The 22,159-nt window shown below is 69.9% G+C and carries 22 protein-coding genes; 9 read left to right on the top strand and 13 right to left on the bottom strand.

All coding sequences use genetic code 11. The features are described from left to right. Positions 1-45: 45 nt before the first annotated feature. Positions 46-1,152 carry a lipase family protein gene (locus G537_RS0107570; protein ID WP_026869597.1) on the top strand — a complete coding sequence of 369 codons (1,107 nt, stop codon included), beginning with the start codon at positions 46-48 and terminating at the stop codon, positions 1,150-1,152. A gap of 13 nt (positions 1,153-1,165) precedes the next feature. On the opposite strand, the gene G537_RS36895 is transcribed toward G537_RS0107570, so the two are convergent. From G537_RS36895 to G537_RS0107555, 3 genes are all read right to left on the bottom strand, one after another. Beyond that, complete coding sequence (locus G537_RS36895; RefSeq protein WP_051248127.1) at positions 1,166-2,143, bottom strand: L-carnitine dehydrogenase; 978 nt, start codon at positions 2,141-2,143, stop codon at positions 1,166-1,168. Continuing rightward, on the bottom strand, positions 2,133-3,056 hold the full coding sequence (gene cdhC / locus G537_RS0107560; protein WP_245578972.1) for a 3-dehydrocarnitine:acetyl-CoA trimethylamine transferase CdhC: 924 nt from the start codon (positions 3,054-3,056) through the stop codon (positions 2,133-2,135). The genes G537_RS36895 and cdhC overlap by 11 nt, the downstream gene beginning before the upstream one ends. 107 nt (positions 3,057-3,163) lie before the next feature. Further along, on the bottom strand, positions 3,164-4,123 hold the full coding sequence (locus G537_RS0107555) for a GlxA family transcriptional regulator (protein WP_026869595.1): 960 nt from the start codon (positions 4,121-4,123) through the stop codon (positions 3,164-3,166). A 155-nt stretch (positions 4,124-4,278) separates the two neighbouring features. On the opposite strand from G537_RS0107555, the gene G537_RS36890 reads away from it, so the two are divergent. Then, positions 4,279-6,057 carry a VanW family protein gene (locus G537_RS36890; RefSeq protein ID WP_064742092.1) on the top strand — a complete coding sequence of 593 codons (1,779 nt, stop codon included), beginning with the start codon at positions 4,279-4,281 and terminating at the stop codon, positions 6,055-6,057. A gap of 116 nt (positions 6,058-6,173) precedes the next feature. Here G537_RS36890 and G537_RS0107545 read toward each other — a convergent pair whose 3' ends face one another. After that, complete coding sequence (locus G537_RS0107545; protein ID WP_026869594.1) at positions 6,174-6,911, bottom strand: creatininase family protein; 738 nt, start codon at positions 6,909-6,911, stop codon at positions 6,174-6,176. Positions 6,912-7,099: 188 nt separating this feature from the next. Next, the gene (locus tag G537_RS0107540; protein ID WP_026869593.1) at positions 7,100-8,689 is read right to left on the bottom strand and encodes a gamma-glutamyltransferase family protein; all 1,590 of its coding nucleotides are present in this window, start codon (positions 8,687-8,689) and stop codon (positions 7,100-7,102) included. A 255-nt stretch (positions 8,690-8,944) separates the two neighbouring features. Here G537_RS0107540 and G537_RS0107535 point away from each other — a divergent pair, with 255 nt between their 5' ends. The 4 genes from G537_RS0107535 (at position 8,945) to G537_RS42895 (ending at position 13,496) form a co-directional block, all read left to right on the top strand. Next, entirely contained in the window at positions 8,945-10,099 is a 1,155-nt protein-coding gene (locus G537_RS0107535) for a porin (protein WP_081688665.1), read from the top strand. Between the two features lie 125 nt (positions 10,100-10,224). Further along, positions 10,225-11,154: a DUF72 domain-containing protein gene (locus G537_RS0107530; RefSeq protein WP_026869591.1), complete on the top strand. Its 930-nt coding sequence runs from the start codon at positions 10,225-10,227 to the stop codon at positions 11,152-11,154. Between the two features lie 73 nt (positions 11,155-11,227). Beyond that, positions 11,228-12,823 (top strand): helicase HerA domain-containing protein, encoded by a 1,596-nt coding sequence (locus tag G537_RS36885; protein WP_081688664.1) that lies wholly within the window; start codon positions 11,228-11,230, stop codon positions 12,821-12,823. 316 nt (positions 12,824-13,139) lie between these two features. Beyond that, positions 13,140-13,496 carry an iron chaperone gene (locus G537_RS42895; RefSeq protein ID WP_081688662.1) on the top strand — a complete coding sequence of 119 codons (357 nt, stop codon included), beginning with the start codon at positions 13,140-13,142 and terminating at the stop codon, positions 13,494-13,496. Between the two features lie 169 nt (positions 13,497-13,665). Here G537_RS42895 and G537_RS0107515 read toward each other — a convergent pair whose 3' ends face one another. Then, positions 13,666-14,508: a glycosyl hydrolase gene (locus tag G537_RS0107515; RefSeq protein ID WP_026869589.1), complete on the bottom strand. Its 843-nt coding sequence runs from the start codon at positions 14,506-14,508 to the stop codon at positions 13,666-13,668. A gap of 97 nt (positions 14,509-14,605) precedes the next feature. Then, a complete protein-coding gene (locus G537_RS0107510; RefSeq protein WP_026869588.1) occupies positions 14,606-15,463 on the bottom strand; it encodes an AraC family transcriptional regulator in 858 nt (285 codons plus the stop codon). Between the two features lie 90 nt (positions 15,464-15,553). Here G537_RS0107510 and G537_RS0107505 point away from each other — a divergent pair, with 90 nt between their 5' ends. Genes G537_RS0107505 through G537_RS45385 form a run of 3 tightly spaced genes read left to right on the top strand, consistent with a single transcriptional unit; the run spans position 15,554 to position 17,248 of the window. Then, complete coding sequence (locus tag G537_RS0107505) at positions 15,554-16,282, top strand: alanyl-tRNA editing protein (RefSeq protein ID WP_026869587.1); 729 nt, start codon at positions 15,554-15,556, stop codon at positions 16,280-16,282. Beyond that, positions 16,176-16,571 carry an EamA family transporter gene (locus G537_RS45550; protein ID WP_081688659.1) on the top strand — a complete coding sequence of 132 codons (396 nt, stop codon included), beginning with the start codon at positions 16,176-16,178 and terminating at the stop codon, positions 16,569-16,571. Before G537_RS0107505 ends, G537_RS45550 begins: the two co-directional genes overlap by 107 nt. 41 nt (positions 16,572-16,612) lie before the next feature. Beyond that, entirely contained in the window at positions 16,613-17,248 is a 636-nt protein-coding gene (locus G537_RS45385) for a DMT family transporter (protein ID WP_051248121.1), read from the top strand. Between the two features lie 62 nt (positions 17,249-17,310). Here the strand turns inward: G537_RS45385 and G537_RS0107495 are convergent, their stop codons facing one another. The 6 genes from G537_RS0107495 to G537_RS45590 all read right to left on the bottom strand — a co-directional run bounded on the left by G537_RS0107495 (position 17,311) and on the right by G537_RS45590 (position 22,116). Beyond that, positions 17,311-18,009: a GntR family transcriptional regulator gene (locus tag G537_RS0107495; protein ID WP_026869586.1), complete on the bottom strand. Its 699-nt coding sequence runs from the start codon at positions 18,007-18,009 to the stop codon at positions 17,311-17,313. A gap of 25 nt (positions 18,010-18,034) precedes the next feature. Then, positions 18,035-19,558 (bottom strand): tripartite tricarboxylate transporter permease, encoded by a 1,524-nt coding sequence (locus tag G537_RS0107490; protein WP_026869585.1) that lies wholly within the window; start codon positions 19,556-19,558, stop codon positions 18,035-18,037. A 67-nt stretch (positions 19,559-19,625) separates the two neighbouring features. Then, positions 19,626-20,132: a tripartite tricarboxylate transporter TctB family protein gene (locus tag G537_RS0107485; RefSeq protein WP_026869584.1), complete on the bottom strand. Its 507-nt coding sequence runs from the start codon at positions 20,130-20,132 to the stop codon at positions 19,626-19,628. A gap of 99 nt (positions 20,133-20,231) precedes the next feature. After that, positions 20,232-21,191, bottom strand: coding sequence for a Bug family tripartite tricarboxylate transporter substrate binding protein (locus tag G537_RS0107480; protein ID WP_162146088.1), 960 nt, complete (start codon positions 21,189-21,191; stop codon positions 20,232-20,234). A 393-nt stretch (positions 21,192-21,584) separates the two neighbouring features. Next, positions 21,585-21,794 (bottom strand): hypothetical protein, encoded by a 210-nt coding sequence (locus G537_RS0107475; RefSeq protein ID WP_026869582.1) that lies wholly within the window; start codon positions 21,792-21,794, stop codon positions 21,585-21,587. Positions 21,795-21,867: 73 nt separating this feature from the next. Further along, the gene (locus G537_RS45590; protein ID WP_425402282.1) at positions 21,868-22,116 is read right to left on the bottom strand and encodes a helix-turn-helix domain-containing protein; all 249 of its coding nucleotides are present in this window, start codon (positions 22,114-22,116) and stop codon (positions 21,868-21,870) included. Between the last annotated feature and the right edge of the window lie 43 nt (positions 22,117-22,159).

Below are 22,159 nucleotides of genomic sequence, written 5' to 3'. Positions count from 1 at the left end.
TATTTCCGGATTCTGTAATTTTATTCTCGATCCGAGGTATTGATCATGTCCACTCCGCTCGCCACGGCCGATGCCGCGAGCATCAGCCTGCTCCAGCTGTGCCAGATCTCCTATCTCGATCCCTCGACCATCCCGGGCCGCTTCCCGCTGGCCTGGCCGGCGCCGGGCGGCGGCAGCTGGTCGCTGGCCTGGGGGCCGGCGCAGGACCCGTCCCAGGCCAATCTGGCCTATGTCGCGGTCCGCAGTGAGTCGGAACGGACCCTGTCCCTGGCGGTGGTCGTGCGCGGCACCGACTGGGACGCGCCGCTGCTGGGGCTGTGGAACCAGATCGTCCAGGACCTCGACGCCGACAGCCAGCAGGCGCCGCCCTGGACGGCGCCGACCGGCGCGCTGATTGCCGACGGCACGGCCGACGCGCTGTCCCGGATCGCCGGCATGATCGCTGGCGGGCAGTCCCTGGTCGATTTTCTCGCCGGCTTCTACGGCGCCGCCGCCAACCGGCAGGTGCCGCTGCAGGTGACCGGGCACAGCCTGGGCGGCTGCGTCACCACCGTGCTGGCGCCCTGGCTGCAGGCGCAGCTGGGGCAGCGGAGCCTGTCGCCCGCCATCGTGCCCACCACCTACGCGGCGCCGACCGCCGGCAACCAGGCCTTCGCCGACGCCTTCCGCAGCGCCTACCCGACGGCGGCCTGCTACCGGAACACGCTCGACATCGTGCCCAAGGCGATGGCCGATCTGGACGAGGTCCCGCTGATCTACGCCGATGTCGGCCCGGGCCTGCTGGCGCCGGTCTACATCGCCACCGCGATCTTCGGCTATGCGATCTGGCTCGGCGAGTGCGGCGCCACCTATGCCGACATCCCGGACAGCCGGTCGCTGCAAGGCAAATGGCTGGCGCCCGATCCCGACTTCCCGCTCGGCCCGTGGCTCGACGAGGTGCTGCAACAGCACGACAGCAGGACCTACATGAAACTGCTCGGCGGCACCTCGGTGACCGAGGGCGAGGTCGCGCGGGTGCGGACCGCGATCGCGGCGGCAGCGCCCCGACGGCGGCTGCCGGCGCCCACGGCGTCGGGCGATCCGGCCTATGCGGCGCGGCTCGCCGCCACCGCTGCCAAGCTGCGGCAGGGGGTGCGCCTCGGCGGCCGCTGACCGGCGGAACGGCTCAGCCCGAACCCGGCCGCGGATCGTAGGTCGGGTGGCCGGTCTCGCGATCGGCGGCTTCCAGCGCCTGCAGGATCCGGATAATGCGCTCGTCGCGCCAGCGCTCGATCTTCTTCACCGGCCAGCCGCCGGCCTGCTCCCGCGTGCCCTCGACCATGCGGTCGATCAGGGTGTCGGTCAGCTTCGGCGCCACCAGCTTCGTCCAGGGCAGTTCCAGCGCCGGGCCGAACTGCTCCAGCATATGCCGCATGCCGCCCTCGCCGCCCGCCAGGTGGTACGTCAGGTTGGTGCCCATGAAGGCCCAGCGGATGCCGGCGCCGAAGCAGATCGCCTCGTCGATCTCCCTGGTCGTGGCGATGCCGTCGGCGACCAGGTGCAGCGCCTCGCGCCACAGCGCCTCCAAGAGGCGATCGGCGATGTAGCCGTCGATCTCGTTGCGGACATGCAGCGGCTTCATGCCGAGCGAGGCGTAGAAGGCCGAGGCCGCCGTGATCGTCTCCGGCGCCGTCTGCCGGCCGCCCACCACCTCGACCAGCGGCAGCAGATAGACCGGGTTGAACGGGTGGCCGATGACGATCCGCTCCGGATGGCGCGCGCCGTCCTGGATCTCGCTGGGCAAGAGGCCGGAGGAGGAGGAGCCGAGGATCACCTCGGCCGGCGCCGCCTCCGCCATCGCCGCGTGCAGCTTGCGCTTCAGCTCGATCCGCTCCGGCGCGCTCTCCTGCACGAAATCGGCCTCGGCGGCGACCGCCTCGGCAGAGCTGAGACAGCGCAGCCGCTCCGGGTCGGCGCCTTCGGCCAGGCCCATGCGGGTCAGCGCCGGCCAGGCATTGGCGACGGCATCGCGCAGCGCCTGCTCGCCGGTCGGCGACGGGTCCCAGGCGACGACGTTCAGGCCGCGGGCCAGCGCCCTTGCGGCCCAGCCGCTGCCGATGACGCCGCCGCCGACGATGCCGAGGGTGCGGATCTCACGCGGCATGGGCCTGCCCCCTCGCCTTCAGGCCGAGATGGCTGCGCGCCTCGGCCGGGGTCATCACCTTCGCCCCCATCGCCTCGATGATGGTGCGCGCCCGTTCGACCAGGCTGCCGTTCGAGGCGTGGACGCCCTTGTCGAGATAGAGATTGTCCTCGAGCCCGACCCGGACATGGCCGCCCAGCAGCACCGCCTGGGCGACGAAGGGCAGCTGCAGCCGGCCGATGGCGAAGCCGGCCCAGACCGCGCCCTCCGGCAGCATGTCGCGCATCGCCAGCATCATCCGCGGGTCGGGCGGCGCACCCCAGGGAATGCCGAGGCAGAGCTGAAACAGCGGCGGCGCGTCGATCAGCCCCTCCTCCACCATCTTCCGCGCGAACCAGAGATTGCCGGTGTCGAAGATCTCGAGCTCCGGCTTCACCCCCAGCTCCTGGATCCGCTTCGCCTGCTTCCGCAGGATGTCGGGGGTGGAGACATAGACCAGCGAGCCGTCGCCGAAATTCAGCGAGCCGCAGTCGAGGGTGCAGATCTCCGGCAGCAGCTGCTCGACATGCGGCAGCCGGGCGACGCCGCCGATGAGGTCGGTGTCGGGGCCGAATTTGGTCGGGTCGTTCTCGGGGCCGATCACCAGGTCGCCGCCCATGCCGGCGGTCAGGTTGATGACGATGTCGACGCCGGAGGAGCGGATGCGGTCCACCACCTCGCGGTAGAGGGCCGGGTCGCGGCTGGGCTTGCCGGTCTCGGGGTGGCGGACATGGATATGGGCGACGGTGGCGCCGGCCTTCGCCGCCTCCAGCGCCGCATCGGCGATCTGCTGCGGCGTCACCGGGATCGCCGGATGCCTGCCCACCGTGTCGCCGGCGCCGGTGACGGCGCAGGTCACGATCACGCGCCGGTTGATGTCAGTCTGCAGGGCCATCGCCCGCCACCTCCCCATCTCGCCGGCGAACCGGCACCCGGGTTCAGGCTACGCCCCGGGGTGCCGCCGAGCCTTGATCGGGAGCGACAGCGGCTTGACGGTTTCCGTTACGTGGCGGAGGCGCGCCGGTCGCGGCTGGGCGGCACGCCGAATTCACGGCGGTAGCAGCGGCAGAAATGCTCGTAGCTGCCGAAGCCGCAGGCGACCGCCACCTCCAGCAGCGGGTCGTCGGAATACTGCACCATCGACCGCGCCCGCTGCAGCCGCAGCGACTGATAGAAGCCCTGTGGTCCCTTGCCGAGATGGCGGGCGAACAGCCGCTCGACTTGGCGCGGCGACATGTCGACGGTGCGGGCCAGGGCGGTGACGGCGATGGGACTGGCGACGTTGCGCTCCATGATCTCGACCATCCGGGCCAGGCGGCTGTCGCGGATGTCGAGCTGGCGCGGCACCGACAGGCGCTGCCGGTCCTCGGCATGGCGCAGGGTGTTGTAGATGAACTGCTCCGACACCGCCGCGGCCAGCCGGGCGCCGTGATCCATGCGGATGATCTGCAGCATCAGGTCCAGCGCCGCGGTGCCGCCGGCGCAGGTCAGGCGGCGGCGGTCGGCCTCGAACAGGCAGGCCCGCGCCTCGACCCGCGGAAACTGCTCGGCGAAGCCGTCCAGCGCCTCCCAATGCGCGGTGGCGCGGTAGCCGTCGAGCAGCCCGGCGGCGGCGAGCGCGAAGCAGCCGGTGTCGATCCCGCCCAGCACCGCGCCGGCGCGGTCGAGCCGGCGGAACCAGCGGATCAGCGCCGGGGTGACGGCGGCCAGCGGCTCGAAGGCGGCGCAGACGATCAGCATCGGCAGATCGTCCTGGCTGCCGGCCACGGCGTCGGCCGGCAGCGGCAGGCCGTTCGAGGCCGGCACCGGCAAGCCGTCGGCGGAGAAGATGGTCCAGCGATAGACCTGGCGCCGCGACAGCCGATTGGCGACGCGCAGCGGCTCCAGCGCCGAAGCGAAGGCCATCATCGAGAATTGCGGCAGCAGCAGGAAGCCGATGCGGCGGGGGGCGTCGGTCGTCATGGCGGGCCCGAACGGAAGCGTCGCCTTTCATCAAGCCAGCGGAGCCGGACGTCAAGTCCGACCGCATGGCGCCCGGCCTGCCACCGCGGCGACATCGTCCGGCCATCTTCCCCCGCTCCACTGGTCCCGTCGGCGACGGGGGAACAGAGACGATCATGTCACGGCCAGCGGATCACGGGGTTCCGTCACGTTGGAGCGCACTGGCTTTCCGGGCCAAGGCCGCGCTGCTGCGCACCCGCCGGACCGTGGCCGAGATCCGCAGCCGGCCGGCGCGCCACCGGCGGGCCGAGGGGCTGCGCGACGCTCCCGTCGTCGCCGAGATCCGGTCGCCGCTGTGGTCCGGCGCCGAAGGGGCCGGCGAGCACGACTTGACCGCCGGCAAGATCCAGAATCTGCGCCTGGCCGTGCGCGCCCTCGACGGCGTCGTGGTGCCCGCCGGGACGGTGTTCAGCTTCTGGCGGCAGGTCGGTCGGGCCACCCGCCGGCGCGGCTTCGTCGCCGGGCGCGAGCTGCGCGAGGGCTGCCTCGTCGCCAGCACCGGCGGCGGACTGTGCCAGCTGTCGAACGGCCTGTACGAGGCGGCGCTGGCGGCCGGCTTCGAGATCGTCGAGCGCCACGCCCACAGCCGGCTGGTGCCGGGCTCCCGCGCCGCCGCCCGGCGCGACGCCACCGTGTTCTGGAACTATGTCGACCTGCGCTTCCGCAGCCCGGCAAGCTTCCGCATCGAGGCGCGGCTGACGGCGTCGGAGCTGGAGATCCGCTTCCGCAGCGCCGCCGCCCCGGCGGCCGGGATCGTGGTGCCCTTCCCGGCCCAGCGCGAGGCGGCGCATGACTGCGTCGGCTGCGCCCGGGAGGCTTGCATCCACCACCTGCCGAAGGGCGCGGCCGTCACGCGGCGGCCGACCGCCTGGCTGGTCGATGGCTGCTGGCCGGAATATGCGGCGCTGATGCGCGCCCAGGCGGGGCCGGAGGACCGGCTGTTCCTGCCGATGCGCTGGCCCGCCCGGGCCCGCTACGCCTGGCCGGAGCTGCGGGGCGGCGAGAGCCGCGCCACGCTGGTCGCGCTGGCCCGCGCCCGGGCGCTGCGCCGCCTGCCGGCCACCGGCGGCGCCCTGCCCCGGGCGATGCTGGAGCACGACCGGCGCCTGGCCGAGGCCTACGCAGCGCACCTGTCCTACCGCCACACCCATCTGGTGGTCGGCCAGGGGTTGCTGCCGCATCTGTGGCGCCTCGGCTGCCTGCAGGGCCGCAGCTTCGACGTGCTGATGGAGCGCTGGCCGCTGGCGGCGCTGCAGGCGCGGCTGGACCGGGCCCTGGCGCGTCACCCGGAGAGCCCGACCCTGGGCGATTTCCGGGCGCCGGAGGAGATCGTGGCGGCCGAGGCCGAGGCGCTGGCCGCCGCCGCACGCCTGTACACGCCGCATGCCGGCATCGCCGCGCGCTTCCCGGACCGGGCGGTGCATCTCGACTGGGCGCTGCCGGATGCGGCCGCCGCCCCCAAGCCCACGATCGGCGGCCGCACCATCCTGTTCCCGGCCTCGCCCCTGGGCCGCAAGGGTGCCCATGCGTTGCGCGACGCGGTCGAGGGCATGGACATCGACCTCGCCGTGACCGGCCGGGCGCGCGAGCAGGACGGCCCGTTCTGGCGCAACGTCGCGGCGCGAACGCTGCCCGTCGGCCCCTGGCCCGATCCGATCGCGGCCGTGGTGCTGCCGGCGATCGTCGAGCACCAGCCGCGGGCGCTGCTGCGCGCCATGGCGCTGGGCATCCCGGTGATCGCCACCGCCGCCTGCGGCATCGATGCGGGTCCGGGCGTCACCCTGGTGCCGGAGGACGACGCCGCGGCCTTGCGCGAAGCGCTGCTGCAGGCTCTGGGCGACGCCCCCCGGGAGCATCATGGCCCTCGAAGATCGTTTGGAAATGCACTGGCGTGAGTCGGCTGGCGGTGGTTTCGAGAACCGGAGCGCAGCGGACGGTTAAGTCCGTGAGCACCGGAAGCGCTCGAGCCCGCCGTCAGACGGCCGCGCCAACAGCATTTGCAAGCGATCTCTCAGACTTCCGCCAGGAACTCCGCATAGGTTCCGGCGATCGCCTCCACCGCCGCGTCGTAGAATTGCCGGCCGTGCTCCGGCGTCGCCAGGCCGGGATTGGAGCCGATGCGGCCGTCCGGGAAGCGGCGGCGGTAGTCGGCGGCGTCGTAGAACCGGCCGGAGGGCGCGATCGGCGGATCCAGCTCGGCCGTCTTGATGTGGTCGGGGAACAGATACTGCGTCACCGCCACCTCGCTGGCGGTGGCATGGCTGCCCTCGGCCACGCCATACAGCTGCTTCGACAGGCGCTGCACGGCCGGATTGTCCCACCAGTTGACCAGGCGGCAGCGCACCGAGGGCCGGCCGAGCGCCCGCAGCTCGGCATAGGTCTCGTAGAAGGCGGCCTGGATGGTGGCGATGTTGCCGCCATGGCCGTTGACGAACAGGAAGCGCTCGAAGCCATGCTCGGCCAGCGCCATGACATAGTCGCGGATCACCAGCACCAGGGTCGACGGCTTCAGCGTCATGCTGCCCGGGAAGGTCATGTGGTGGTGCGCCATGCCGACGCCGATGGTCGGCCCGACCACCGCCCCGGTCCGGTCGCCGACGCCGCGGGCAATGCCCTCGGCGCACAGCGCGTCGGTGCCGATCAGCCCGTTCGGGCCGTGCTGCTCGGTCGAGCCGATCGGCATGATCGCGCCGCGCGAGGTCTTGAGATAGGCCTCGATCTCCGGCCAGGAGCTGAGCTGAAGCTGCATGGGTCCTCCGTTTCCTGAGCTCGCCTTGTCCAATCCGGGAGCGCGCCAGGAGTTCCTTGGAAATATGGCCGAGAGCCCGATACCCCTCCACTGTCATTGCCGGGCTTGACCCGGCAATCCAGAAGGTCTCGACGCCCTCTGGATGCCCGGGTCAAGCCCGGGCACGACAATGTGGGTGTAGGCTGCCGTCAAATCCCCAGCGCGCAGCCGTCCTTGCGGGGGTCGGAGCCGGCGATCAGCACGCCGCGGTCGTGGTCGATCAGGATCGCCTGACCGCCGCCCAGCGGTTCGTCGCGCCGTTCGACCTTATGGCCGCGGCCGGCGAGATCCGCCGCCACGCTTTCGCCGATGCGGGGCTCGAGCTGCAGCACCCCGTCGAAGGCGAAGCTGCGCGGCAGGTCCAGCGCCGTTTGCGGGTCGAGGCCGCGGTCGATGACCGAGGACACGAACTGCGCCTGGCCGGCCGCCTGGTAGTGCCCGCCCATCACCCCGAACACGCCGGCGGTGCGGCCGCCGCGGCGCAGCAGGCCGGGGATGATGGTGTGCATCGGCCGCTTGCCGGGCCCGATCGAATTCGGATGGCCCGGCTCGACCTGGAAGGACCGGCCGCGGCTGTGCAGCAGCACCCCGGTCTCGGGGTCCAGCAGGCCGCTACCGAAGCTGTCGAAGATCGAGTTGATGAAGGAGACGGCGTTGCCGTCGCGGTCGACGACGCAGAGATAGACCGTGTCGCGGTGCTCCGGCTCGGTCCACAACGCCGGGCGGCCGGCGCGGTTGGGGTCGATGCGCCGGCGCAGCGTGCCCAGCACCTCCTCCGACAACAGCGTCCGCGGGTCGTGCGGCAGGTGATCGGGGTCGCAGATCAGCGCGTCGCGGTGGTGATAGGCGATCTTGGTCGCCTCGGCGTGCAGATGGACGCGGTGGGCCTCCGGCATCTCGGCCGAGAGGTCGTGGCCGGAGAGCAGGCCGAGGATCATCAGCGCCGCCAGCCCCTGGCCGTTCGGCGGGCATTCGACCACTTCGGTGCCGTGATAGTCGAGCCGGATCGGGTCGACCCAGTTGGCGACCTCGCGGCCGGCGGCGAAATCGTCGAGCGTGTGCAGGCCGCCCTGGGCCTTGAGGAAACGGACCAGCGATTCCGCCACCGCGCCCTCGTAGAAGGCGCCGGCGCCGCGGGCGGCGATGTCGCGCAGCCGGGCGCCGAGCCGCGGCTGGGCGTGCCGGTCGCCGACCGCCGGGATCCGGCCGCCGGGCAGGAACACCCCGCGGCAGCCGGCGTCGCCGGCCAGGAAGCCGGCATCCTCCGCCCAGTCCCAGGCGACGCGCGGCGCCACCGGATAGCCTTCCTCGGCATAGAGGATGGCGCGGGCGAACAGTCGGTCGAGCGGCAGCGACCCGTGCTCGGCATGCAGCCGGCACCAGGCCGAGACCGCGCCCGGCACGGTCACCGCATGCGGGCTGCGCTGCGGGATGGCCGTGAGGCCCTGGGCCGCCAGCGCCTCCGCCGAGGCCGCCCGCGGGGCGCGGCCGCTGCCGTTCAGGGCCAGCGCATCCTGCCCGGCCGGGGCATACAGCACGAAGCAGTCGCCGCCGATGCCGGTCATATGCGCCTCGACCACGCATTGCACCGCGACCGCGGCCAGCGCCGCGTCGACCGCGTTGCCGCCGTCCATCAGCACCTCGAGCCCGGCGGCCGAGGCCAGCGGATGCGAGGTGGCGATCGCCGCCTCGCCCGCGATCAGCGCCGAGCGTCCCGGCCGAGTGAAATCCCGCTGCATGCGCCCTGTCCTTTCCCGCTTCGATCGATCGTTGATATCGGCGGCGGGGGCCGCTGGCAACCAGGCCACGGCATCCGGCGACGCACTCCCCGCGCCGGATGCCGTGACGATTTTATGAAATTTGCGCACACTCAAATTTTTTGTCGCACCTGATGATTGATTTGGAACAGCTGCCTTCGTATAAGCCGCCCGCCACAGAAAAGGGCCGCGATTCCACTTGGGGGGAAGCGCGCCCGACACGCGAGGGGAAGTAAAATGCGGAAGATTTTGTTGCTCGGGGTGTGCCTTGCGGCCGCCGCGGGAGGGACGAGTATTGCCCAGGCGGCGGATGCGAACGTCACCTCGGGCCTGTCGCTGAAGATCAATGGCTGGATCGGCTTCATGGCCGGCCTGTCGCTGAGCAACACCGCCGACGACACCTTCGACCGCGACTACGACTTCATTTCCAACGCGCGGCTGCAGTTCGACGTCAAGAACGTCACCGATTCCGGCCTGGAATACGGCGCCCGAATCCGTATGAACAACGTCGACCGCCGCAACGACGTCACCATCGACCGCACCTATCTCTACGTGAAGGGCGGCTTCGGCACGGTGACCTTCGGCGACGCGCCCTACGCCATCGCCGATTTCGGCTACGTCTATGCCCATGACACGCTGAACGGCAAGCTCGGCCTCGGCGCCGGCTGGGGCGACGGCCTGGACGGCAAGTTCAACCTGTTCGGCGGCTCCGACGTCTTCTACGCCGTGGATCCGAGCTATGGCATCGGCGGGCTGAACGGCAAGGACACCAAGATCAAGTACACCTCGCCGAGCTTCTCCGGCTTCTCCTTCGGCGTCGACTTCACGCCGGTCGCGGGCGGCAACGGCCATGCCGGCAACGGCGGCCGCAACGACCTGACCAACGACAGCAGCACCCGCTACGAGAACATCGTCACGGCCGGCGTCCAGTACACCAACACCTTCGACGGCAGCACGGTGACCCTGCGGGGTTCGGCCGGCAACGGCAACGGCGTCGTCGGCAATCACGACTACGAGGCCTACAGCCTCGGCGGCCAGTTCATCCACGCCAGCGGCTTCGCCGCCAGCGTCAACTGGGTGCACTTCTCCAGCACCTTCCGCGCCGACAAGGCGATCGACTCGATCACCGGCGACCTGTCCTACTATGGCGGACCCTACGTCGTCTCGGTCGGCTACGCCTACACCACGGCGGAGAAGGGCAACGAGCTCGAGTCGTCCTTCACCGACGGCGAGGACCTGAAGGCCAACCACAGCGTCATCGGCTCGCTCCTCTACAACCTGGCGCCGGGCCTCAACAGCTTTGCCGAGCTGGCCTACGAGCGGAACGAGTTCCGTTTCGGCAAGGACTACGAGGCGACCGCGCTGACCACGGGCCTGGCCCTGTCCTTCTGATCGACATCTGACCTCCCAAGTACCCAGCAAACTCGAGGGCGGCGCCAGGGGCCGCCCTCTTCGTTTTTCGGCGATCAGCGGCACTCGACCGGTCTCGTTGATGTTCTCCCGACTGGAGGATCGCGATGAGCAAGGCCGGACAGGTGCGGATCGGGATCTCGGGCTGGACCTACCGGCCCTGGCGCGGCGTGTTCTATCCGAAGGGCCTGCCGCAGAAGCGCGAGCTGGCCTTCGCCGCCCAGACCTTCCCCAGCGTCGAGATCAACGGCACCTTCTACGGCACGCAGCGGCCGGAGAGCTATGCCCGCTGGTCCGAGGAGACGCCGGAGGACTTCGTCTTCGCGGTCAAGGGGCCGCGCTACATCACCCATCTGCGCCGGCTGCGCGAGGTGGAGGCGCCGCTGGCGAATTTCCTGGCGTCCGGGCCGCTGCGGCTGGGGCCGAAGCTGGGGCCGATCCTGTGGCAGTTCCCGCCGAGCTTCCGCTTCGACCCGGAGCGGATCGAAGCCTTCTTCGCCCTCCTGCCGAAGGACACCGAGGCCGCGGCCGAGATCTCCCGCCGCCACGAGCCGCGCTATGCCGGCCGGGTCTGGACGAAGACGGACCGCAAGCGACCCGTGCGCCACGCCATGGAGATCCGCCACGACAGCTTCCTCGACCCCGCCTTCATCCGGCTGCTGCGGCGCTACGGCGTCGCCCTGGTCTGCGCCGACACGGTGGAGTGGCCGCGGAAGATGGATCTGACCGCCGACTTCGTCTATTGCCGCCTGCACGGGTCGGAGGTGCTGTATGTCAGCGGCTACGACGACGACGCGCTGGACACGTGGGCCGACCGCGTCGCCGCCTGGGCGCAGGGCCGCGAGCCCAAGGACGCCGAACGGGTGATCGACCAGCCCGGCCCGAAGCGGGCCAGCCGCGACGTCTTCGTCTATTTCGACAACGACGCCAAGGTGCGCGCGCCCGCGGATGCCAAGGGGCTGATTCGCCGGGTCGCGGACCGGCTCGGCCGTCACGCCCAGGACACCCCTGCCCTGTCCCGTCGGGTTGCCCGCTGACCGCCCGATCGTGATAGACCATGCCCGGCCCCGCCGCCCCCCGGATGGCGGGGCCGAGGTGTGCGGAGGGGTGATGACGGTCCAAATCGACATCGGAACGCTGTCCGACGGGACATCGGCCATGATCGATCTCGAGGAACTGCTGGCGACGCGGCTGCTGGTGCAGGGCAATTCCGGCTCCGGCAAGTCGCATCTGCTGCGCCGCCTCCTGGAGCAGAGCGCCGCCTGGGTGCAGCAGGTGGTGGTCGACCCCGAGGGCGACTTCGTCAGCCTGGCCGACCGCTTCGGCCACATCGTGGTCGACGGCGACCGGTCCGACGACGACCTGTACCGGATCGCCGGCCGGGTACGGCAGCACCGCACCTCGGCCGTGCTGAACCTGGAGCGCTGCGACATCGATTCCCAGATGCGCGCCGCCGCCGCCTTCCTGAACGGGCTGTTCGACGCCGAGCGCGACCTCTGGTACCCGGTGCTGGTGGTGGTGGACGAGGCTCAGCTCTTCGCCCCCGCCGCGGCCGGCGACGTGTCGGAGGAGGCGCGCAAGGCGACGCTGGGCGCCATGGCCAATCTGATGAGCCGCGGCCGCAAGCGCGGCCTGGCCGGGGTGATCGCCACCCAGCGCCTGGCCAAGCTGGCCAAGAACGTGGCGGCCGAGGCCTCGAACTTCCTGATGGGCCGCACCTTCCTCGACATCGACATGGCCCGCGCCGCCGACCTCTTGGGCCTCGAGCGGCGCCAGGCCGAGATGTTCCGCGACCTCGGCCGCGGCCGCTTCGTGGCGCTGGGCCCGGCCCTGTCGCGCCGGCCGATCGAGATCCGCATCGGCTCGGTCGAGACCGGCGCGCGCTCGACCAGCCCGAAGCTGCTGCCGATGCCCGAGGCGCCGCCCGAGGACCTGCACGAGCTGATCTTCAAGCCGGCGGAGGCCGAGCCGCCGATGCCCCGCCCGACGCGCCCGCCGCCGCAGCAGCCGCAGTCGACGGCGGAGCTGCTGGCCCAGCTGATCCGCAGCCGCCCCGACCCGGCCCCGGCGCCGGAGGAGGAGCCGGACCCGATGACCCAGGCCGAGCGCGACGCCGCGATCGACGCGGTGCTGCGCGACCTTGTGGCGGAGGAGGATTCGGCCTTCCGCCCGATCTCGGTGCTGTACCAGGATTTCCTGGTGCGCTGCCGGATCCAGCGGATCGGCAGCCGCAGCGCCCCGGCGCTCGACCTCGCCGGCTTCCGCGCCCGGCTGGCCGTGGCCCGCGCCGGGGTCGACACCGACACGGCGGAGAGCCCGGCCTGGCAGCACGCGACCGGGCTGGCGCGCGAACTGCCGGAGGACATGCAGGGCATCTTCCTGCTGCTGGTCAAGGCGGCGCTGGCCGGCGCCCCCTGCCCGTCCGACGCCACCATCGCCCGCGCCTACGGCACCCAGTCGGTCGGCCGCACCCGGCGCCTCCTGTCCTATATGGAGCAGCGCGGCTTCATCGTCTGCCGCACCGCCGGCCGCGGCGGCCACCGCATCGTGGCCCTGCCGGATCTCGGCTGCGAGACCGCGCCCGGCGACCCGAACGCGCCGGAGGAGATCCCGGCCAAGGCCGTCGCCGATCCCGAACCGGCGCCCGACGAGGAGCCGGAGATCGCCGAGAGAGACGAGACGGCCGACCCCAGCCCCGTCGAGTGAACCCTAGGGCCGGGACTCATAACCACCAGAGGATGGTGGCGGCGAGCTGGACGCTGCCGAGATAGACGGCGGCGAAGCGGTCGTATCGGGTGGCGAGCCGGCGGCAGTCCTTCAACCGGCAGAACACTTGTTCGGCAGCAACGGCGAAAGCCGGCCCCACTGCTCATCGCTCAACCAAAACTCCGACGCCACAAACACCTCCCGATCAACGGGAAGGCTGAATCACATCTCGGCGCCGCCGTGAATCCTGTTTATAGGCCCCAGCCCTAGCGCCCCATTTGTTGCCTTTGGACATGCTAAAAAGCATACTGTCAGCATGACGAAGAAGGATAACCATGACGCCTATATAGCTGCCGCACCAGAGCAGTTTCGCGCCATGTTGGGCCAACTGCGTGCACAGCTATCGCGGGCACTACCAGACGCCGAAGAAGTCATTAAGTACGATATGCCCGGATTTCAGATCGAAGAAACGATCATCGCGGGCTATGCTGTCTTTAGTAAACAATGTGGTCTATATGTTGACCCGGGTGCAATTGCTGCTCATGCGGATGAGATCGCTTCTTTGAAACTCAAGGCAACCAAGACCGGAGTTACGTTCTCGGTTGGCAACCCCATCACTGATGAACTAGTTGAGAAATTAGCAGTTAGTTCGCGCAGCAAAAAGGGGTTTTAGCGACTGTCTTCGGCAATCCAAAGTTCGGTTTACAAACCGGTGCGAACCTGGAGCGAGGTCATTTGGACTTGAAGCGTTCGGCCAAAGCGGACATCAGCTAATCACATTTCGGATGCAGCTTGGGCTCATTGCCGTCATTCGATGCTATCGGAATTAATGGGTCCTGACCCTAGTTCTCCGCCGCGCAGGGAGGCTCGGCCGTGACCGACCCCTCCCCGTCGAACTCGGCGTAGATCCGGCCGAGGGCGGTCAGCGCGCCGGTGCCGTCCACCAGCCGCGACGGGGCGGTCGTCTCCTGGTCGCCGCCGGCGCCCAGCCAGGCATAGCGCTCCACATAGGGACGGCGCTCGAGCTCCGGCAGGACAGCCCGCATGAACCGTTCGGTCGCATCGGTGCTGTACCGGTTCTTCCGGCCGTCCCGGGCCGCCCAGTCGGAGACCGCGAATTCGGTGATCCAGATCGGCTTCTTGTAGGTCTCGTGGATGTCGTCGATCTTGCGCAGGAAGCTCGCCGCCGACGGCGCGCCGTACCAGTGGACGGCGACGAAGTCATAGGCATCGCCCTGCTCGGCCATCCGCGCGGAGAAGCCCTCGAACCAGGGCCCGAGGGCATTGACGGCCGCGGGGCTGCCGACGCGGCGGGCGAGCGGCCGGATCCTGCCCCAGGCGCCGATCGCCGCGTCGACCGACATGTTCGCCTGCCGCCGTCCGTCCGGCTCGTTGAAGGCCAGCAGCACACAGGGTTTCGGCCCCTGTTCCAACTGGGAGATCTGCTGGTCCATCTTCGGGCCGGCGGACCAGATCATCGGCACGAACTGCGCCGGCCCCGCATCCTCGACCGCCGTCGTGTTCCAGGTGTAGTACCAGCCGACATCGAGCGCCTTGATCGTCTCGGCGGCATGCGGGTCCTTGGACCCGATCGCTATTCCCTTCTTCTCGCCGGCGGCCGACGGCCCGGAGACCGCGATCGCGACGGCGCAGACGACGGCGGAAGCAAGGGCGGCCAGCCTCATATCGACCTCGATTGCTGCAATCCGGAGAGATCGGCGAGGCAGACGTAGCATCTCCGTCCTCCTGCAGGAACCCTACCCGGCAGGAAGACGCGCCCAATCAGCTGCGACGGGTCGGAGCCCCTGCGCCCCGGCTCGCTTCGGCGAACTGCAGCGGAGTGATCCCGTGGCAGCGCTTGAAGTGCTTCGTCAGCGCGCTCTGATCGTAGAAGCCCGAGGCGACGGCGACCTTCGCGATCGGCAGCCCCTGCGCCAGATACCGGCTGGCCCGGTCGACGCGAAGCTGGGTGACGTAGGCATGCGGCGTCAGGCCCGTGGTGCGCTTGAACAGGCTGATCACCTGGTACTGGGTCAGCCCCAGCGCCTCGCCCAGATCGGCGAGCGAGATCGTGCCGCCCAGGCGCTCCTGGATGATCTGGATGGCGGCCCGCAGCCGGGCCCGGTCGCGCGGGCCGGGCGCGATCCTCCTCTCGCCGCCACCATAGCGGCGGAACAGGGTTCCGAAGGTCGAGACCAGCCATTCGCGTTCGAGCAGCGGATCCCGCCCGGCCTGCAGCGCCCGGTGAAGCGCGAGGAAGCCGGCGACCAGATCGCGGTCGGCGAAGGCGGTGCGGGTGAAATAGGTCAGCTCCTCGACCCCGAGCGACCGCGCCACCTCCGTCAGCGCAGCTTCCTCGAGATAGAGCGCGCGATAGAGCCAGCGCCGGCTCTGCCCCATCCAGCCGGCATGGGGCTCGACCGGGTTGAAGACGAACAGCGCCTGGTCCGTCGTCGCCGGTTCGGTCACGCCGCGGGCCTTGATCATCGAGCCGCCGAACTCGGTCACGGCGATGACCAGCGCCTCATGGCGATGCGGCGGATATTCCCGGGTGCGGAAATCCGCCTGCATCAGGTTGAGGCCGGGGACGGTCCGGTCCCGCCAGTAATGGGCGATGTTGAGCCGATCGATCCGGGCCATGCCGCCCTCCCGCAGAACCTCGATTTCCGCCAATAGCGCCATGCGCGCGGGGACGAAACTGCCCGCGATCGCTCCATCAGGCCGTCCATCATGGCACGCTCCTTCTATCACGAGAATCCGGAACGCCTCGTCCTCGAGACCGAGGTGATCGACGCCCGCCCGGGTCGGGTCCTTCCGGCGCTGTCCCCCTTCTATCCCGGCGGCGGCGGACAGCTGCCGGATCGCGGCTTTCTGCGCTGGCGCGGCGGCGAGCACGCCGTCGCCGGCTTCGAGCCCGCGGGCGGCAAGCTCTGGCACATCCTCGACGATCCGTCGGTCGAAGTCGCCGGCCCGGTCGAGGCCGTGGTCGACCCCGCCTTCCGCCGGATGATGCGGGAACTGCACACCGGCACGCATATCCTGAACGCGCTGGTCTTCCAGCATTTCGACGGCGCGCTCGTCACCGGCGCGCAGCTGGGCGGCGACGGGACGGCCCGGCTGGATTTCGATCTGCCGGATGCCGACAACGACCGGCTGCGCGCGCTGGAAGGCCCGATCAACGACCTCGTCCGGCAGGACCTCGCCGTGCGCGACGATTATGTGCCGCTGGCCGAGGCCCATGCCACACCGGGGCTGATCCGATCCAAATCCGTGGCGCCGCCGCCGACCGCGGACGGGCTCATCCGCATCGTCGACATCGCCGGGCTCGACCGCCAGGCCTGCGGCGGAACCCATTTGGCCTCCACCGGCCGGTCCGGCCCGATCCGCATCCTCAAGGTCGAGAACAAGGGGCGCCACAACCGGCGCATCCGCATCGGCCTCGCCGGGGCGGCGCCGTGACCGTCCCGCCGGGCTGGTCCGCCGGCGGCCTGCTGGACCTCGTCTGGCGCAGACCCTACGCGCTCCCCCCCTGCCGCCGCTGTTCTGGGCTGGCAACCTCGTGATCGGCCGCGCCTATGCCGACGAACTGCCGCCATTCGGCCTCACCTTCTGGCGCTGGGTGATCGCCTCGGCAGTGCTGCTGCCCCTCGTGTGGCGCGAACTGGCCGCGCGGCGGCGCGAGATCCTGGCGCATTGGCCGGTCACCTTCGCCTGTGCGGCCTGCGGCCTCGCCGGCTACCCCTGCTGAACTACATCGCGCTGCACAGCATACCGGCGGCGACGGCGGCCATGCTCAACTACACCCTGCCGCTGATGATGCCGATCTGCGCCTGGCTCATCGCCGGGGAGGCGCCGCGCCGGCGCGTCGTCGCCGGCATCGCCCTGTCCTTCCTCGGCGTCGGCTGGATTGTCGGGCGCGGCGATCCGGCGACGTTCGCCTCACTCTCGATCGGCGGCGGGGAGATCCTCGTGCTTCTGGCCGCCGCCGGCTACGCGCTCTACTCCGTGCTGCTTCGCTATGGTCCGAAGGGCGTCCCCGGCATGGCGTTCATGGCGGCGCTGACGCTCGCCACCTCCGCGCTGATGATGCCCTTCTGGCTGATCGAGGAGGCGGCCGGACGCTCGATCCTGCTCGTGCCCCACACGATCGCCTCGCTGCTGTTCATCGGCATCTTCTCCTCGCTTCTCGGGGCCGCGCTCTGGAACCGCTGCGTCGCGACGCTGGGCCCGGCGCTCACCGGCGCGTCCTTCCATCTCGTGGCGGTCTACTCCTCGGTGCTCGCCTTCCTGCTTCTGGGTGAGCCGATCCGGGGCTTCCACCTGGTCGGCATCGGCCTGATCCTCCTCGGCTTCGCCATCGCCATCCTGCCGGCGCGCATCTCGGCCCGGCCGCGATTGCATTCACGGCCGGGTGCCCACGGATAGCCTCTCCCGCCACATGAGAGAGGTTGCGCCTTCTCGGGCTCACGGCCGCTCCTGGCCGTCGGTCAGGCCAGGAAATGGCAGTGCCGCTCGATGTGGTCGGCGAGGCCCAGCGTGTGGTCGCGGTCGAGCCGGGCGGCCAGGTCCGCGTCCCGCCGCTCCAGCGCCTCGATGATCCGCAGATGGTCGCCGATCGACCGGTCCGCCCGGTCGTCCTCGCGGATGGTCCGGCGCCGGATGGCGTCGATCTGCATCAGCAGATCGGCCGTCCGGGCGATGATCAGCCGGTTGCCGCCCAGCCGGACGATCGCCCGGTGGAAGGCGATGTTGGCGTCCGAATAGCCGTCGATCTCCGCCGCCGGCCGGCCCTCGAAGCCGGCGAACAAGTCGCGCAGCGCCGCGATCTCCGCATCCGTCGCATGGGTCGCCGCCAGCCGGGCGGCCATGCTTTCCAGCGCCGCCCAGACCTGCACCATCTCGACGATCTGGCGCTTGGTCCGGCGCCGGACGTAGATGCCGCGGCGCGGCAGGGTCAGCACGAAGCCCTCCTGCTCCAGCACCGTCAGCGCCTCGCGGATCGGCGTGCGGCTGACGCCGAGATCCCGGCACAGCTGCCGCTCGTCCAGCCGGATCTCGCCGGGATGGTCGTAGAGATCCATCGCCGCGATCGCGCGCTTCAGCGCCAGATAGGCCTGGGTCCGGAAGCTGTCGTTCGGGTCCAGGCGCGGCAGCGCCAGCCGGGTGCTGATCCGCGGCTCGAGCACCGTCCCCTCCCCACCGCCCGCCGCCTCAGTCCGCGGCGACGATGTCGCCCGGCTTGGCGCCGCCGCGCAGCCGTGCGATCACCAGCGAGATCAGCGGCCAGCACAGCATCACCAGGGCCAGGGCGACGATGCTGCCGACCAGGCCGTTCGACCAGAAGATCGAGAGACTGCCCTGGGACAGCAGCATCGCCTGCCGGAACGAGCCCTCCGCCATGTCGCCCAGCACCAGGGCCAGGACCAGCGGCGCCAGCGGGTAGGACAGCTTCTTGAACAGATAGCCGACGACGCCGAAGACCAGCATGATGCTGATATCGGCCAGCGCATTGCTGACCGTGTAGGCGCCGACCGCGCAGATGGTGATGATCACCGGCGCGATGATGCTGAACGGGATGCGCAGGATCGAGGCGAAGAGCGGCACCGTCGTCAGCACCACGATCAGCCCGGCGATGTTGCCGAGATACATGCTGGCGATCAGGCCCCAGACGAAGTCGCGCTGCTCGACGAACAGCAGCGGCCCGGGCTGCAGGCCCCAGATCAGGAGGCCGCCCAGCAGCACCGCCGCGGTCGGCGACCCAGGGATGCCGAGGGTCAGCATCGGCAAGAGGGCGCTGGTGCCGGCGGCATGGGCCGCCGTCTCCGGCGCCACCACCCCCTCCATCTCGCCGCGGCCGAACCGCTTGCCGTTGCGCGAGAACCGCTTGGCCAGGCCGTAGCTCATGAAGGAGGCCGGCGTCGCGCCGCCCGGGGTGATGCCCATCCAGCAGCCGACGATCGCGCCGCGCAGCGCCGTGACCCAGTATCTCGGCAGCTGGGCCCAGGCCTGCAGCACCACCTTGGCGTTGATCTTGGCGTTTTTGCCCTTGAAGGCCAGCCCTTCCTCCATGGTCAGCAGGATCTCGCCGATGCCGAACAGGCCGATCACCGCGATCAGGAAGTCGAAGCCGCGCAGCAGCTCGGTCGACCCGAAGGTCATGCGCAGCTGGCCGGTGACGGTGTCGAGCCCGACCGCCGCCAGGGCGAAGCCCAGCATCATCGCGGCGATGACCTTCAGCGGCGCCTCGCGCCCCATGCCGATGAAGCTGCAGAAGGTGAGAAGCTGGACCGCGAAGAATTCCGCCGGTCCGAAGCGCAGGGCGAAGCCGGCGATCAGCGGCGCCAGGAAGGTCAGGATCACGACGGCGACGAAGGCGCCGAAGAAGGAGGAGGTGAAGGCTGCCGTCAGCGCCTCCCCCGCCCTTCCCTGCTGGGCCATGGGATAGCCGTCGAAGGTGGTGGCGACCGACCACGGCTCCCCGGGGATGTTGAACAGCACCGAGGTGATGGCGCCGCCGAACAGGGCGCCCCAATAGATGCAGGACAGCATGATGATCGCCGAGGTCGGCGACATCGCGAAGGTCAGCGGCAGGAGGATGGCCACGCCGTTGGCGCCGCCCAGCCCCGGCAGCACGCCGATCAGCACGCCGAGCGTGATGCCGACGAACATGTAGACGATGTTCATCGGGTCGGCGAGCACGCCGAAGCCGTGAATGAGAGAATAGAGAGCGTCCAACGGTCCCTCCCAGCGTTCGCTTGCGCCCGCTTGCCGCGGGTCTTGGGATGTCTTCGCGTCGGTCGGGCTAGTAGCCCAGCATCGCCTCCAGCGGCCCCTTGGGCAGCGGCACCAGGAACCAGAGCTCGAACATCAGGAACAGCGCGGCCGGCACCAGGACCGCGACCGGCACGATCTTCGCCACGGGGTACCTGCCGAGCCAGTGCATGAAGAAGGCGATGAACAGCGCGGCCGCGACGTAGAGGCCGAGGAAGCCGATCAGCGCCACGAAGACGATGGTCGGCACCAGCACCTTCAGCACGAGCCCGAGCTGCGAGCGGCCGACGAAGCTGCCGAGATCGGGCGATCGGCCGAACAGGTTGGTCAGCAGGATGCCGGCGCTGGCCAGGAACAGCACGAGGCCGACATAGAAGGGGAAATAGCCGGCCTCCGGCCCGTCATAGGCCCAGCCGATGCCGATCCGCAGGTTGTCGACCATCACCACCACGGCGATGATCATCAGGACGGCCGCGACGACGATCTCCACCGCCCGTACGCTGACCGTGCCGTCGTCCTGCCGGTCGTGGTCCGCCATGGCTGATCCTCCTGGAAGATGGGGTGGCAAACCCGGGGCGGGGCCGCCGGAAGCGGCCCCCGGAACGGTCCGGGGGCCTCGGTCCGACTTCGCCCGGTCCTACTTCGCGATGAAGCCGGCCACTTCCATCAGGCTCTGATGCGCCTGCTCGGCCTCGCCCAGCCACGCCTTGAAGGCGTCGCCCGTCATGCTGGTGGTGTTGAACGCCCCCGCGGCCATGAACTCCTTCCATTCGGGCGTCTGGCGCACCTTGTCGAACAGCCCGACATAGTAGGCCACCTGCTCCGGCGACGCTTCGGGCGGCATGAAGATGCCGCGCAGCATCAGGTATTTCATGTCGAGGCCGGATTCCTTGCAGGTCGGCACGTCGCTCCAGGCCTTGCCCTCCGCCTGCGGCGTCGTCACCGCGATGCGCTGGTCGTCGAAGACGCAGAGCGGGCGCAGCGCGCCGGCGCGCCACTGCGCCACCGCCTCGATCGGGTTGTTGACGCTGGAGTTGATGTGGTTGCCGACCAGCTGGGCCGCGACGTCGCCGCCGCCCTTATAGGGCACATAGGTCAGCCGCTTGCCGATGATCTGCTCGAGCCCGGCGGTGATGATCTGGTCTTCCTGCTTCGACCCCGTGCCGCCCATCTTGAAGCTGTTGTCGCCCGCCGCCTTGATCGCGGCGACGTAGTCCTGCGCCGTCTGATACGGCTCGGATGAATTCACCCACAGGATGAACTCGTCCAGCGCCAGCATCGTCACCGGCGTCAGGTCCTTCCAGCTGAACGGAACGCCGGTCGCCAGCGGGGTGGTGAACAGGTTCGACAGGGTGATGATGATCTTGTGCGGGTCGCCCGCCGATCCCTTGACGTCGAGGAAGCCCTCCGCCCCCGCGCCGCCGGCGCGGTTGACGACGACGATCGACTGCTCCATCAGCCCGTGCTTCTGGATGATGCCCTGGATCATCCGCGCCATCTGGTCGGCGCCGCCGCCGGTGCCCGCGGGCACGACGAACTCGACGTTGCGGGTGGGCTTCCAGTCCGCCTGGGCGATGCCGGCCCCCAGCAGGGCCATCGCAGCCGCGGCACAGGCGAATCCATGCACAAGCGCTTGACGCACTTTCCCGGTCATTGGTGCCTCCCCAGCGCCGCGGCTTCGCGCGAAGCGCGGCCCGACTGTCTTGTTGGTGGATGGCCAGGTCGGTGACCGAGACTGGCTGGTATCCAATATATTGTATCTGGAATGTAACGCAATGTATCTTTTCAAGTTCGGAACGATTCATTTCGATCGCGGTGCTGCAATGCAGCAGACCGAGACTGTCGACACTGCAGGATCGGCAGAATTCCGGGCGGCTCGGGCCAACAATTTCTCTTCGCCTCTGCACAAGGAAGAGCCGGGCCGGAAACGGCGACGGGCGGCCCAGGAGGGCCGCCCATCCGAAAGACGTAGGGAAAACGGAGAGGCGGGTCAGGCCGCCTTGCGCCAGACATTGCTGTTCGCGGGAGCCGGCACATCGGCCCCGCGGTCCCGATCCGGCATTGCCATCCGCCGGACGTCGGTCGCGATCGCGCCGAACAGGTCCGGGGCCTTCACGGCTATCTCGGTGATCACGGCCGCCAAGCCGGCACCGGCGATGATGAGGGCGAGCAGCCCGGGCAGGAGGAGGTCAGGCGTCATGGCAGGGATCCGTGGACTGGGTCTGTTGCGCCGCAACATATGGCAGGCCTGCTGCCCTTCATCAAGTTTTGCATTATGAATTTTGTATGCCAGACGCCCATATCTGATCTGCGCCGTCGGCACCCGCCGCCGACCCCGGCGCCCAGGGCCTCTTCCTAGGCGCACCCGGGCGCGGCCGGTCGAAAAGCCCCCAGATCCCCTCCCGGGTGAAGCGCCGGCGCCAACGGCCGACGCAGTGCTCTTCGAGCCCCAGCCGACCGGAAATGGCCCGGTTGCTCAGCCCCTGCGCCGCCAGCAGGACGATGCCGGCGCGCAGCGCCATCGCCTGCCGGCCGAGGCTATGGCCGGAGATCCGCTCGAGCGTG

The sequence above is a fragment of the Inquilinus limosus DSM 16000 genome, from assembly GCF_000423185.1.
In the GTDB taxonomy this organism is placed as follows: domain Bacteria; phylum Pseudomonadota; class Alphaproteobacteria; order DSM-16000; family Inquilinaceae; genus Inquilinus; species Inquilinus limosus.
The sequence above is the reverse complement of the archived record's forward strand: the minus strand, read 5'-3'. Positions and strand labels throughout refer to the sequence as shown.